Origin of the sequence: Olsenella profusa F0195, assembly GCF_000468755.1 — a bacterium.
Lineage (GTDB): Bacteria > Actinomycetota > Coriobacteriia > Coriobacteriales > Atopobiaceae > Olsenella_F > Olsenella_F profusa.
The window spans coordinates 1-13,562 of record NZ_AWEZ01000070.1; the positions used below are offsets into that span (position 1 = coordinate 1).

Genomic DNA, 13,562 nt, shown 5'->3' on the forward strand with positions numbered 1-13,562 from the left:
AGCATACTGCCCGGCTGGCTTGCCCGACCGGGTTTTACTTTCTGCTTGACAGTCCCCCTCGACACGTGGCACTATACCTTTTGCACGCGGCGTTACCTCAGCTGGATAGAGGGTCTGACTACGAATCAGAACGTCACAGGTTCGAATCCTGTACGCCGCACCATCTGCCGCAACGAGCCCCGCAAGGGGCTCTTTCTGTCTCTAGCTGTACCTGGCCACAACCTGTGGCCCAGCCTGATCCAGCCTTCGCTGTGGGCGCGATGCTTCTGGCATGTGGGTGCCTTTTGCGACATGTGGGTGCGATTCTCCCACGATGGCTTCCAGCGACCTGCGATTTTGTCGATGTCATCCGGGAGATTCGCACCCACATGCATCGATTGACACCCACAGGAAGCAAAAGGCACCCACACGAATGCAGTGACACCCACAGGCGTGACCCCGCGCGCAGGACGGCATGCACGAACCCTTGCCCTATGATGGGGCGTTCAGGTGGAAGACCCATGCGGCGACGGTCCGCCTGAGGACGGCAGGTTCCCGCTCGAGCTCCATGATGCGGCGCTCGTACTCCTGTCGCTCGCAGCGACAAATCTCGCGCTGTTTGACGATGGCCTTGCACTTCTCCCTCTTGAGGCGCTCCACCTGATTCCTATGGCACACCTGAGGGCATCGGTTCCCACGAGGCATCCCCTGCACTTGGCCTCTTTCCAGTGATCATGGCATGCCCGATGCGCTTATGGCCACTGAGGCTCGAGGGCAGGCCCACCGAGGCAAGGGTGGCGCTCGGCGTCTCGCCCGCCTCGTATCGGCGCATAGCCCCTTCCTTGAACGCCTTGGAATAGGTGATGTACCGGGCCGAGACGTCATCGACCGCATCGAGTTCGATGAGCTCGACACGCTCTTCCGGCGTGAGCCGTCCATCCTTCATTGCCACCCCTAGGGTCGTTTGAGCCACGAGAAATCATATGGGGAAGACTGGGGAAGACGTTTCCCCCGGCCGCACACAGGGATCATATGGGTATATCGAATGGTACTGGCGGCGTTCCACCTGTGCTCCCTCCCATCGGGGGTGTCCATGGGACACGAGCGGATGGCATGCGCATGGTCAGAACTGTGTCTATCGACCCTGGTGGTTGTAGAGAAGCTCCGCGAGATAGTCCTCGGCCCAACTGTACTCAGACATGTACCGGCCCTTGAACAGACTCGTATGGCCCTCCCATAGGTAGCTATACAGGTCGCAGTCCACGAGGGAGGGGTTGATGCGACGCGAGCCACCATCCTTCTCGAGAATCGCCTGCACGCCATACTGCTCCAGCGTGCGGCTGAGGCGCATCGCCGCCTTGCGATAGCGCGCCATCGTGGTCTTGTTGACAGGCTCTTCGGGCCAGAGCGTGGAGGTTGCCTTGCGAGAGGTCACGAAGCCGCCGCGCCGGTTGACGATGAGGGCCAGCAGCTCTTTGGCAGACTCGTTCTTGAATGACACGGGCACGCCATCCACAAAGATGTCAAACAGCCCAAACGTATGGATGGAGACGTGCCTGCCCCCCAGTGGGTCATCCTCGCCAGATTCGAACGACAGAGGGGGTGACCCCAGTACGCCGGGGCGCACGGCAGGGACAAGCGATGCGGGAGGCTTCCCCGTCGTGGCAAGCGTCTTCAGCACATCAGCCACGATCGTGGGGTCGACGGACTCCATCCCGGGCACGGTGGCAAGAAACCTCTCCACCTGGCCCGCGTCCACGGTGGGAGGATCCGACGCATCGGTGGCAGCCGCACCAGCCTCTCGGCCCCGTGTCACGTCGGAGCTGACTTCGCCATCCGCCTCCCTGCCAGGGCAATCCTCGGGATCGGCAGAGCTTGAGGCAAGGCTGTCACACTCGACGTCCGTGACGGGCGCCTCGTTCCGGTCACGCACCACAAAGTACAGGCCGCCATCACCGACGGTGAGGAAGTTGCCACTGAACTTGCGAGAAAAGTCGCTCACCTTCCACTCGAAGTCGACGGGCTCCTCGAGGTCGGGCACGACCTTGCCATCACGGAAGTCGTGATACCGACGCGCCATGTCCGCCCGCGCCCCCAGGGGCCTGACGGACTCCCAATGCGCGGTACCATCGTCCAGGTTGAGGTTGACGGATACGCTGGCGAAGACGCCCAGCTCGCTGGGCATACGCGTCCAGAGGCAGCGCAGGAAGGTGAGGTCCTTCTCGAACGAGAAGACCGCGAGCGCCTCTGAGAAGGCGTCGACGAGCCTAGCGAGCTCCCCGGTGCGCAGGGACTGCTCATCATCCGAGAAGAGGGAGCCCACGAAGCGATAGATGTCCTGGCCAGGCACCTCTCCCCTGATCTTGATGACCTTGCCGTCGAGGTCGACGCCAGTGGAGCCGATGCCGTACAGGTAGCCGCTCGCATGCGCCGTGCGGCTGGATTCGGTCACGTTGGCAAACGCGCGCCGCGTCATGCGCGCGATGGTATCAACGGGAAAGATGGAGAACAGGGGGCTGTGCATGCCAGGCGCACGCTCAGGCATGGTGCCCGTAAAGCCAAGGCTCTCGAGAACGTACTTGTTGAGGAAGATGAAGTGTCCGTTCTCGCCGATGGTGTACTCGGCAACCGCATAGGGAACAAGCCAGTCGATGAACTGGCGCACTCCGCCGAAGTATTCGTCATAGGTGGCTTGGCCCTTATAGTCGATGGTGTGAAAGTCCACGTGCAGAAGCATTGCCATGCGACCGTCGTGTGACGCTCTGGAGAGCCCACACACCATTGAGATGGGACGCAGGCCACCGTCATGGGTACGCAGACGGAGCTGCATGAGTTCGGATGCACCGGGTTCCATCGTGTCCAGCACACGGTTGACGTAGCTGCGGTCATCGACATGCACAAGCTCGTTCAGGGTGTGGCCACCATCTCGATATATGTCATGAAATTCGCCTTGTGAATACCCAAGGAGGGCGCAGAACGCCTCGTTCGCGTAGAGCACGCTCTTGGGTCCATCAAGACACACGCACGCGACGGGCGTAGAGCAGTCATCCACCATCGATGGGGGAATATCCATACGAGCTGTCAGGCTCCCATCCTGTTCGCCAGTTGGCAAGATGCTCACTTCCCCTACATGTCCGGACGTGCACATACACATAACTAAATGAATTTACTAAAATCATAGGTATGAGTAACTGTATCGATTATCGGTGGCACATGCCATTGGAAATGCAACTGCCACCACAACCAGGTATGAAAAATATTTGTCATACCTGGTTCATCCTTGAAGAAGCGCTGGACCTCGTGCCCGACAGACACCCGCAACGCCCCATGATCGCCCACCTGACGCACCCTCCCAAGCGGAACGGCCCCACAGATGGCTCCTGTACGGTAGGAGACGCCTAGCGGTAGAGGTCCTTGAGTCGCTCCCAGGCGGGCATGGAGCTCACGATCGTCTCGTGGCTGACGCAATACCCCACGCGCACCCATCCCGAACAGCCAAAGCTGTCGGATGGAACGGGCAGCAGCTCCAGCTTCCGCGCCTGCTGGAAGAAGGCCTCCGCATCGGGCTCCAGCGCCTTGACCCACAGATAGAAGGCGCCCTGGGGCTCGATGTACTCGTAGCCCAGGCGAGAGAGCCCCTCCGTGAGGGTCGCGCGATTCCGGGCATAGGCCTCCACGTTGCCGGACACGCCCACGCAATCGGCCACGACGCGCTGAAAGAGCGCCGGGGCACACACAAAGCCCAGCTTGCGACCGGATCCCGCGACGGCAGGCAGCAGCTCGTCATGATCAGGGTTGGTTGTGGGAATCAGGATCCAGCCAATGCGCTCGCCCGGCAGGCTCAGGCTCTTGGAGTAGGAGTAGCACACGATGGTGCGCTCGTAGACGTCGGGCACCCAAGGAACCTCGGCACCATAGGTGATCTCGCGGTACGGCTCGTCGGCAATCAGATGCACCTGCGTGCCCAGGGCTCGTCCGCGCTTCTCGAGCACGGCGGCGAGCCGTGCCAGGTTGGCGGGCGAATACACGGAACCCACCGGGTTGTTGGGCGAGTTGATGAGCACGGCCTTGGTGCGGGGCGTCATGGCCGCGCGCACGGCCTCGCAGTCGATCTGGAACGTCACCTCATCTGCCATGACCTCGATGCAGGCAGCCCCTGCCATCTCGATCCACACGCGGTACTCCGGGAAGTACGGCGCGATCACGATGACCTCGTCACCGGGGTTGACGATGGCGTTGAGCGTGATGGAGAGCGACGCGGCGGCCCCACAGGTGAGGTAGAGGTCATCGGCGCCATAGCTTGTTCCAAAGCGACCGTTGAGCGAGCTGGCCACCGCATCGCGCACGAAGGGCAGGCCGTTTGCCGGGGTGTAGCCATGCAGCTCGACGGGCGGCAGCGCAAGGGAGCGCTCGATGGATGCGCGGACGGCATCGGGAGCGGGAATGGAGGGGTTGCCCAACGAGAAGTCGAAGACGTTCTGGGCGCCGATCTCCGCCTTGCGGGCGCTGCCATAGGCCGCGATCTCGCGAATGGATGACCTTGATGCGCCATAGGCGTAGCTCTGCCGGTTAATCCCGCTCGTCGTCATGGTCCGAGCTCCCTTCCGCGTTCTGATCCGACGTCGAGGGGGCCACGGCCGCCTCGGGATGCCGCAGGACGTACTCGTCCCAGGTGTCATCCAGCAGGGCGTCCACGACCTCACCCTCGACGGTCTCGTTTGCCAGCAGCACGCGCGCCATGGTGTCCATCTGGGCACGCCGCTCGCTCAGCACCCTGCGCGCCCGTCCGTGGGCCTCGCGCATGATGCGCTCCACCTCGTCATCGATGCGCTTGGCGGTCTCGGCTGACAGGTCGCGATGGTTGGTGTAGTCGCGTCCCAGGAAGACCTCGTGCTGCGCCTCGGCGAACACCTGGGCACCCAGCTCGTCGCTCATGCCATAGCGCGTGACCATCTCGCGCGCCATCTTGGTGGCGCGCTCGAGGTCGTTGCTCGCGCCGGTAGTGACGTCATCGCAGAAGAGCTCCTCGGCCGTACGGCCGCCCAGGAGCACGGAGATCTGGTCGAGCATGCCATCGCGCGTCTCCAGGAAGTGATCCTCCTCGGGAAGCTGCAGCGTATAGCCGAGCGCCTGCCCACGGCTGATGATCGAGATCTTGTGCACCGGGTCGCTGTTCTCCAGGATGTGGCCCACCAGGGCATGGCCGCTCTCGTGGTAGGCGATGGTGGTGCGCTCGCCCTCGGTCATCACGCGCGCCTTCTTCTGCGGGCCGGCGATGATGCGCTCCATGGCCTCCTCGACCTCGGCCATGGAGATGCTGTCCCTCTTGCGACGCGCTGCGAGCAGGGCCGCCTCGTTCATGAGATTGGCGAGCTCGGCGCCCGTAAAGCCGGGCGTGAGCTTGGCGATGCGCGCATAGTCGATATCGTCGCCCATACGCTTGCCCTTGGCATGCACGTACAGAATCCTCTCGCGCCCCCTGACGTCGGGACGGTCGACGGTGACGGTTCGATCGAAGCGACCGGGACGCAGAAGCGCCGGGTCGAGGATGTCCGGGCGGTTGGTGGCCGCGATGAGAATGACGGCCGAGTTGTCATCAAAGCCATCCATCTCCACCAGCAGCTGGTTGAGGGTCTGCTCGCGCTCGTCATGGCCACCACCGAGGCCGGCGCCACGCTGGCGCCCCACGGCATCGATCTCGTCGATGAAGACGATGGAGGGTGCGGACTCCTTGGCCTGCTTGAAGAGGTCGCGCACGCGGCTGGCACCAACGCCCACGAACATCTCCACGAAGTCGGAGCCCGAGATGGAGAAGAAGGGTACGCTCGCCTCGCCGGCAACGGCCTTGGCCAGCAGCGTCTTGCCTGTGCCCGGAGGGCCCACGAGCAGCACGCCGCGTGGGATGCGGGCACCCATGCGCTGGTAGCGGCTTGGCTCGCGCAGGAAGTCGCGAACCTCCTTGAGCTCCTCGACGGCTTCGTCCACACCAGCGACGTCCGCGAACTTTACCTTGGGGCGGCTCTCCTCGCTCGTGCGGGCCTTGGTGGCGCGGCCAAAGTTCATCGTTCGTCCGTTCTGCGCCTGCATCTGTCGCAGGAAGTACACCATCACGGCAACGACGATGAGCATAGGGATGGTGGTAGAGAGCAGGGAGCTCCAGAGGTCGGGCGACGTGTCCACCCTGAAGGTCACGGACGGGTTGGCGACCATGAGCGCCTGGAGGCTGTCGTCACCCACATAGGTGCTCTCGAAGTTGACGAGGGCCGCATCGTTACCCCGCGACTCATCGTCGCGCCAGTACGTGCCCGCAAGGCCGCCCGTCGAGACCCTATAGGTCACGTCATGCACGCGCCTATCGCGCGCTGCAGCAACAAACTCGCTGGTAGCAAGATTGTCGGTAGGCCGGTCGTTGGCAATGAGGCGCTGGGCCGCAGGCCACACGACGAGGGCGACAAGAAGGAGCGCCACGATGATGCCGACGGCAGGCCCGTGTGGGCCGCCCGATCCAGGGCCGTCCCCCAGCGCATCGTGCAGAGGCCGCCCGTTCCCCTTGCTGCTCTCGTTCTTATCCTGTGCGTTCTTGTCCTTTGACACCTAGCGAACTCCTCGTGCCGACCGGCGGCCTGCGCCGGTTCCTATTCGTATACCTCGGTCTTGAGCACGCCGACATAGGGCAGGTTGCGATAGCGCTCCGCATAGTCGAGCCCATAGCCCACGATGAACTCATTGGGCACGTGCGTTCCCACGTACCGCGGGCGCACGGCGGGCCTCTTGCCCTCAATGTCCTTGACCGCAAAGGTGGCGACATCGATGGAGGCGGGCCTGCGCGCCTGGAGCATGCCGATGAGGTAGCTGAGCGTGAGGCCCGAGTCCAGGATGTCCTCGGCGATGAGGACGTGACGGCCCTCGACCTTGGTGTCGAGGTCCTTCACGATGCGTACGACGCCGGAGCTCTTGACGCCGTCCCCATAGCTGCTCACAGCCATGAAATCCACGGAACAGGGGATGGTGATGGCGCGCACGAGGTCTGCCGTGAACACAAAGGCGCCGCGCAACACGGCAACGATCAGGGGGTTCTTGTCTGCGTAGTCCGCAGAGATCTGCGCGCCGAGGCGCGTGACGATCCCCCTGATGTCGTCCTCGGAGAGGATGATCCTCTTGATGTCCGGATGAAGCTTCTCCATACGATGCCCCCATCAGCGTCCGTCGTGCCCCCGTGGGGGCGTCACCCCGTTTTCTGATCCCACTATCGTTAATTCTAGCAGCAGCTTTGTATGCGACTGACAACGAAAGCGCTCGTCTGCACGCACGCCCGCAACCCACACGACCGCCCCGGTGGGCGCCGTGCGCACCACGGGCACCAACGCCCTGCCCATCGCGGGAATCTGTGCCTCGCCCAGCAGGTCGGAGAGCTTCTTGGACTGTCCGTGCATGCCCAGGGGGCAGAACACGTCGCCCGGTGCGGGTCCGTCCACCCAGAGCCTTCCGGTACCGCCCTGGTCGAGGCCACAGGCAACGGCATCCAGCAGCACGGAGGCGCCACCCCATTCCAGTCCATGGGCCCTGGCGACGTCTGGCGCCTGGCCGCCCTGGGGAGGGGCCGCCAGGCGAGCCTGGAGCGTGCGGCCGTCCGCAAGCTCGAGCGATCCCGGAACGGGCAGCCACGCCGCAGGGGGCGCGGCGACCCCATCGTCCGCGCACGCATGCAGAAAGAGCAGGCCGTACTCCACGCGCGCATCCAGGCCCCGCGGCATGGATGCCGAGCCATGGCCGGCCCCCACCAGGGCGAGCACTCGCTCGATGTGGCGCGCCTCGAGACGAGCGTCCGGCACCAGCTCCAGCAGGGCACGCCGCACCACGCGCCGAGCAATGGCCACCTCACAGGCCCCCAGCCTGCGTGCGTCAAGCGCACGCAGGCCCTCGCCCTGGCGACGCACAAGCTCGCGATAGGCCTGGGCGGCAACGTGGGTGAGGTAGACATCCTCCTCGGAGAGGATGTCCGACGTCGTGGACAGGGCGGAGACGACGGCGGGGTTCCTGCCACGCAGCAACGGCAGTATCTCATGACGGACATAGGAGCGCAGGTAGCGCGTGTCCTCGTTCGTGGCGTCCTCGCGCCAGGCGATTCCGCGCAGGCGCAGGATGCCACACAGCTCCTCGTGCGTGCTGTCAAGCAGGGGCCGCACGACACGGTTGCGCCGGCGGGGGATGGAGGACAGCCCCGCAGCGCCGGTGCCGCGTATGACGTTCATGAGAAACGTCTCCGCCCGATCGTCCGCCGTATGGGCCGTGAGGATGCGGGCGGCGGCGCGTGGCGTGTCCGCCTGGCATGAGAGCCCGTTGGCGAGCGCGGTGGCGGCACGATAGCGCACCTCGCGGCCCATGCTCTCCACGTTGGCGTTGCCGTCCTTGGCACGACGAGCCAGCTCGGGGACATTCACCCGCCGCACGGTGCAGGGGATGCCCAGCCGGGCGGCAAGGTCGCGCACGAAGCGCTCGTCACCGTCGGCCTCCTCCCCACGAATGCGGTGGTTGACGTGGAGCACGTGCAGGCGCTCGCGAGCGATGCGAGCGGGCCCACGGCCATCGTCTATGTCCAAGGTGGATGTGGCGGCCAGCACCAGGAGTGCCGTGGAATCGGCGCCGCCGGACACCATGAGCACCACGGGGGCACGACTCGTTGTGCCCTCGCGGCCGGACGCCCGCCCAAGGCGCTGCCTGCCCACGGCATATCTGCTCGTCACGCTTGTCATCCGCAGCCTCCCCTCACGATTCCGCCCCACAGCGCACCCGACGGGTGCGTCCGCGGCCTAGCGCTTGGCATGGATCCTCACGAGCTCCACGCACATGCTGGTGGCCAGGTCCATGCCCCCCACCGTTATGTGCTCGAGGGGCCCGTGGAAGCCATGGCCGCCGGCGCCCACGTTGGGGCAGGGCGGCCCACGGTCTGACAGCTGGCAGCCATCGGTGTCGCCGCGGATGACGGAGACCCCCCAGCTCGATGACGGCGCGGCACGTCGCCTCCTTGGCGTAGTCGATCGCATACGGGCAGTCCCTGATGACGGACTCCATGTTCTTGTGCTCGTCTCGGATGGTGAGGGTCACCATGCCGGCACCCCACCGCTCTCTCATGCACGTCTCGATGTGGCGCACCATGTCCACGTGCGCAATGACCCCCCGCTTGGGCTTGCCCTCCCTGCCCGGCGTCGCGGGAACCTTCGCGTAGACGCAGCAGTCATCGCCCAGCGTGACGTCCGTGACGCCCAGTCCCCCAAGCCCGTCCACCAGCTGGCGGGCGAGGTCGAACTGCTCGGGCGAGCTGGGGAAGCGGCCGCTGCTCTCCGCGTTGCTCGGCGTGCGGACGGTGACATACCTGAGTAGGCGCTCGTATGCTCGCAAGGATGCTCCTCGTCGTATGTGTCGTGCCGGAAGGGCACGGGTGGCGCGATCCCGGTTTCCATCGTAGGGTAGCATGTGGATGCCCGCGACGGCGGACGTCGGATCGACCCATTCGAGGGGAGCGGTGCCATGCAGCCTCGCATACACCTCTTTGTGCTGGCCAGTGGCTCCAAGGGCAACGCCGCCATCGTGGAGGGGCCCGGGGGCGGCGTACTGGTGGACTGTGGCATATCGTTCAGGGAGCTGGAACGCCGGGCCCAGCTGGTCGGGTGCGACCTGGGACGTGTGCGCGCCGTGCTCGTGACGCATGAGCATGCCGACCACGTGTCGGGATTGCCGGTGCTGAGCAGGCGGCTCGATGCGGGACTCTTTGCCACGGCAGGCACGGTGGGGGGCAGGAAGTCCCTCGCAGGGGTGCCCTTCTCCCTCGTGAGGCACGACGAGACGCTCGCGCTTGCTGGCATGCAGCTGCGGCTCTTTCCCACCTCGCATGATGTGGCCGACCCGTTTGGCGTGCGCTTCTCGGTGCTGGACACGGAAGGCGCGACGGTGGATGCGGTGGGCTGGTGCACGGACACGGGCATGCTGACGGCCGAGGCGCTCGAGGCACTGCGAGGCACGCGCATCCTGGGACTTGAGGCGAACCACGACGTCGGCATGCTCGCCCATGGGCCCTATCCACCATTCCTACGGGAGCGCGTCGGCGGCGAGCGTGGGCACCTCTCTAACCGGCAGTGCGCCGAGGCGCTTCCGCTCCTGGTGGGAGACGAGACCGAGTCCGTGGTGGCACTGCACGTCTCACAGAGGAACAACGCGCCCGGGACGTGCATCCGCACGCTGGCCGGCGCGCTTGATGCCGATGCCGTCGAGCCGGACGGTGGGGCGCTGGCAGAGGCCCACACGCGGGATGGCCACCTCTCGGTGTGCGTCGCCAGTCAGGACGCCCCGCTCGCCGTGTGGTAGCGAGCGGGGCGTAAGACGCAGAGGGGCCGCCCGCCATAGCGAACGACCCCGAGTCATAGCCAACCCCTCCGTGCGTCCGCACGGGTGCGAGTGACTAGTCGATGGAGATTTTGGTGACATTGACCTTCTCCTCCTGCTTGGGGACGGTAACCGTCAAAACACCGCCATCAAGCTTTGCGCTCAGTCCCGTGCTGGCCGCATCCTTGAGGTACACGCCGCGGGTCGCCTGCCACTCGCTGGTCTCCTTGTGCAGATAGTTCTTGTCCTTCTCCTCCGAGGATTCCTTCTTGTCCACCGAGATGGAGAGACGGCCCTCATTGAGCTCGACGTCCACCTGATCCTTGGTCACACCCGGAAGCTCGGCAGAGATCGCATAGTGATCCCCCGCGTCCTCGACGTCCATCTTGAAGGTGTCGGCGTCGCTCAGCACCGAGAGCGGAGAGCCAAAGAACGAGTCAAACGGATCGAACGCCCTGCGAAGGGCCCTCTCGTACCTGTCATAGGGAACCATGCCTGCCATAACGACCACTCCTTTGCAATCTGAGGCGCCCTTGCCCCGGGTGCTCCGACGCCTTGTCTGTACATTCTCATTTGTTCCCAGGATGGTCCTTTTTATACGTGAGGGCGCTCATTTCTTAGTTATTTGGACATAGCTAATCTAAGTTGGCATCACATAGATATTCCCACCGGGCGTCATTTGTTCTTTATGCTGCGACCGAATAAACCTATCGTGGTGGGCTATGATGGGGACGCGTTGAGAAGGACTGCGGCGATTCTGTCACATGCACTGGGGAGGTCTCATGGTCGAGGAGAAACCTGCAGGAAATGGGACATTCGAGACCCCTAACCCAGACCCTGCGCCCACGAGCGAGAGCCGCGCGCACGCCCGGCCATCCGCACCACCGAACACTCCCCCTCAAGAGGTGACTCGTTCGCGCGTGCAACCGGACTTCATGCGCCAGAGGGCTCCTCACGTCACACAAAGCGCCATCGATGACCTCGCCCAGGACGGCGCCTCCGTGGGTGAGTACACGCACGACTCCAACGTGGCCGTTCGGGGCGGCGCCTTCTCGGGAAGGCCCTACCGGAAGGCGCGCGGCGGCATGGGGCAGGTCAAGGGCAATCGCTACGGTCGCTATCTGGAGGTCCCCAAGGGCAAGCGCTCTATTTTCGAGTCGCCTGAGCGGGCCAGGCGCCGCCGCTCTCTCATCTCCACGGTCGCCGTCATCGTCTTCCTCGTGGCGGTGGTGCTCATCGTGTGGGTGCTCACGCACTCGGCCATGTAGCGTCACGTCACGCGCGGATCCTTGCCGGGCGATAGGCGGCTACAGCGGCTACATCCAGGGATCGCGCTCAAAGAGCGGCTCGTGGCGCGCAAGGCGGTCGGAGAACGGGTCGTAGCCATCGTCATCCTCGTTCTCTGCGCGCAGATAGGGGTTCGGGGGCTTCCGTGTCGACGGTGTCGCATGCGCCCCTGCAGGCGAGATCGCACGCGCCGGCCGCATCGTCCCCTGCCCGGGCTGCGCGTCATGCCCTGTGAGCCACTCACCCATACGTCCCCCCGAGGCCCTAGGCCGTGTACGTGTCATAGTAGGCGATCATGTCGCAGACGTTGCCCCCGTAGGGCGAGAGGTCCATGGAGGCGTAGAGCGCCTTGGGTGCGGCTGTCGCAGTCGCACGGGTGCCGCCGCCCTCATTGGCGATCTCCACCGTCCAACAGTAGTCGCCCATCTCGCCATAGGCACACACGAACTGCTGGCCAGAGGCGGTGACGCCTGACGGCAGCACGATGCTGCCCTGGTTGATGGAGCGCAGCTGCCCCGAGAGGCCGCACATCGCCACCAGCTGCTGCAGCGCGGCATCGGAGAGGCTCGCGGCATCTGACGGCAGGTCAGCCGCGGGGAACTCGAGGCGCAGGCCCGAGTAGGCCGTCCCACTGCGGAGCAGATCCTCCGTCCCGCCCTCGTCGAAGGCGAAGTCATGCGAATAGGGCGTGTCGGTGAGCACGATGGCGCCCTTGTCCGTTGAGCTGTAGAGCGCCTCGAGATGGCCCGAGCCATTGGTGTAGGAGCTGGCAATCGTGAAGCCCTGCTGGGAAAGGAAGTATGAGAGCTCGAGCGCGTTGCTCTGGTAGTAGTCGACGAGGTGATGGTAGTCGGTGGGGAGCACGGCAGACACCGTGATCGTGACCGTGGCGTCTCGGTTTGCCCTGGCACCCCCAGCGGGGTCGCAGGAGATGACCGTGCCACGTGGCTTGTCGGACGGCGCGTAGACGACCTGCGCCTTGAGCCCGGCATCCTTGATGGCCTTCGTCGCCTCGTCCTGGGTCTTGCCCACCACCTGCGGCACGGCAAAGGGCCTTGCCACGGTGAGCGTGACGGTGTCGCCGGAGCTGAAGGCGTTGCCCGTCTTGGGATCGACATCGATGACGGTGTTCTCCCGCTTGTCCGAGAGGACGAGCTGGACGGCTATGTTCTGGGCACCCGCCGCCATGAGGGTGGCCTTTGCGTCGTCGACGTTCTTGCCCAGCACATCGGGAATGGTGCGGGAGACTCCCACGTACACGGTCACGGGACTGCCCGCATCCATGCGACTCCCCGCGGGTGGGTTGGTCGACAGCGCGGTACCGGGGGCGTCATCCGTCGGCTGGCTCTCCACCGTGACAGAGAAGCCCTTTGCCTCGAGGGTGAGCTGAGCCTCGGCCTGCGACTGACCGCTGACGTCGGGAACGGTGCGACCGCCCCAGACCTCGAGGGCATAGGAGGCATACACCCCAACGCCCACAAGAAGCACAATCAGCACGGCGAGAATGACGGGCGCCGTACGGCTGGCGCGGGTCTTGGGCGCCGGGACATCCTGGTCGCCGGCGGCGCCGGAAGAAAGGTCGCCCGTAAGCGGCACGACGTCCGCATCGCCTGCGGGCGCGGGGTCGGGTCGCCCCCTGAAGTCAGCGGGAAGGGGCTTGAGCTGCGTCTGAGCCACCTCCGGACGGGAGTCCGCAGGCACGTGCCCTCTCGTGTGGGTCGTTGGGTCGACCTCGGGTGTGGGAGCGGTCCCTCCCCTGTCGCTGTCGTGAGGCATGGCCGCTCCTCTCATACTGGCGGGATTACGTTTGTGCTGCTAGCGCCATGCGGCGGCGGAGTGTGCCCGCCACAAGGATAGCACGGAGGCGCGCCGCGCCCAATCCCCCACGCCAAGCGACCTGCAATGGGCGAGGGGGT

General features: G+C 64.9%; 13 protein-coding genes and 1 tRNA gene. 3 read left to right on the plus strand and 11 right to left on the minus strand.

What is annotated here, in order from left to right; all coding sequences use genetic code 11:
* The first annotated feature begins 86 nt into the window (after window positions 1–86).
* A tRNA-Arg gene (locus HMPREF1316_RS12095) sits at window positions 87–163 on the plus strand.
* Between the two features lie 308 nt (window positions 164–471).
* Here the strand turns inward: HMPREF1316_RS12095 and HMPREF1316_RS14205 are convergent.
* The 8 genes from HMPREF1316_RS14205 to HMPREF1316_RS12130 all read right to left on the minus strand — a co-directional run bounded on the left by HMPREF1316_RS14205 (window position 472) and on the right by HMPREF1316_RS12130 (window position 9,378).
* Entirely contained in the window at window positions 472–639 is a 168-nt protein-coding gene (locus HMPREF1316_RS14205; protein WP_021727325.1) for a hypothetical protein, read from the minus strand.
* Window positions 640–646: 7 nt separating this feature from the next.
* Window positions 647–925 (minus strand): hypothetical protein, encoded by a 279-nt coding sequence (locus HMPREF1316_RS12100; RefSeq protein ID WP_021727328.1) that lies wholly within the window; start codon window positions 923–925, stop codon window positions 647–649.
* Between the two features lie 189 nt (window positions 926–1,114).
* On the minus strand, window positions 1,115–3,052 hold the full coding sequence (locus HMPREF1316_RS13460; protein WP_198009702.1) for a PAS domain S-box protein: 1,938 nt from the start codon (window positions 3,050–3,052) through the stop codon (window positions 1,115–1,117).
* A gap of 325 nt (window positions 3,053–3,377) precedes the next feature.
* On the minus strand, window positions 3,378–4,568 hold the full coding sequence (locus tag HMPREF1316_RS12110; RefSeq protein ID WP_021727332.1) for a pyridoxal phosphate-dependent aminotransferase: 1,191 nt from the start codon (window positions 4,566–4,568) through the stop codon (window positions 3,378–3,380).
* Complete coding sequence (ftsH, locus tag HMPREF1316_RS12115) at window positions 4,549–6,573, minus strand: ATP-dependent zinc metalloprotease FtsH (RefSeq protein ID WP_021727331.1); 2,025 nt, start codon at window positions 6,571–6,573, stop codon at window positions 4,549–4,551. Before ftsH ends, HMPREF1316_RS12110 begins: the two co-directional genes overlap by 20 nt.
* A gap of 41 nt (window positions 6,574–6,614) precedes the next feature.
* On the minus strand, window positions 6,615–7,163 hold the full coding sequence (gene hpt / locus HMPREF1316_RS12120; RefSeq protein WP_021727329.1) for a hypoxanthine phosphoribosyltransferase: 549 nt from the start codon (window positions 7,161–7,163) through the stop codon (window positions 6,615–6,617).
* Window positions 7,164–7,175: 12 nt separating this feature from the next.
* Complete coding sequence (tilS, locus tag HMPREF1316_RS12125) at window positions 7,176–8,732, minus strand: tRNA lysidine(34) synthetase TilS (protein WP_021727330.1); 1,557 nt, start codon at window positions 8,730–8,732, stop codon at window positions 7,176–7,178.
* 13 nt (window positions 8,733–8,745) lie between these two features.
* A complete protein-coding gene (locus HMPREF1316_RS12130) occupies window positions 8,746–9,378 on the minus strand; it encodes a peptidase T (protein WP_021727324.1) in 633 nt (210 codons plus the stop codon).
* Window positions 9,379–9,507: 129 nt separating this feature from the next.
* Between HMPREF1316_RS12130 and HMPREF1316_RS12135 the strand changes: the two genes are divergently transcribed.
* On the plus strand, window positions 9,508–10,341 hold the full coding sequence (locus tag HMPREF1316_RS12135) for an MBL fold metallo-hydrolase (protein WP_021727335.1): 834 nt from the start codon (window positions 9,508–9,510) through the stop codon (window positions 10,339–10,341).
* A gap of 94 nt (window positions 10,342–10,435) precedes the next feature.
* Here the strand turns inward: HMPREF1316_RS12135 and HMPREF1316_RS12140 are convergent, their stop codons facing one another.
* Window positions 10,436–10,861 (minus strand): Hsp20/alpha crystallin family protein, encoded by a 426-nt coding sequence (locus HMPREF1316_RS12140; RefSeq protein WP_021727333.1) that lies wholly within the window; start codon window positions 10,859–10,861, stop codon window positions 10,436–10,438.
* A gap of 418 nt (window positions 10,862–11,279) precedes the next feature.
* Between HMPREF1316_RS12140 and HMPREF1316_RS12145 the strand changes: the two genes are divergently transcribed.
* Window positions 11,280–11,627, plus strand: coding sequence for a hypothetical protein (locus tag HMPREF1316_RS12145; RefSeq protein WP_021727323.1), 348 nt, complete (start codon window positions 11,280–11,282; stop codon window positions 11,625–11,627).
* Window positions 11,628–11,675: 48 nt separating this feature from the next.
* Here HMPREF1316_RS12145 and HMPREF1316_RS14210 read toward each other — a convergent pair whose 3' ends face one another.
* Complete coding sequence (locus HMPREF1316_RS14210; RefSeq protein ID WP_040652550.1) at window positions 11,676–11,894, minus strand: hypothetical protein; 219 nt, start codon at window positions 11,892–11,894, stop codon at window positions 11,676–11,678.
* Between the two features lie 16 nt (window positions 11,895–11,910).
* Window positions 11,911–13,422 (minus strand): PASTA domain-containing protein, encoded by a 1,512-nt coding sequence (locus tag HMPREF1316_RS13465; RefSeq protein WP_021727326.1) that lies wholly within the window; start codon window positions 13,420–13,422, stop codon window positions 11,911–11,913.
* Window positions 13,423–13,562: the final 140 nt, after the last annotated feature.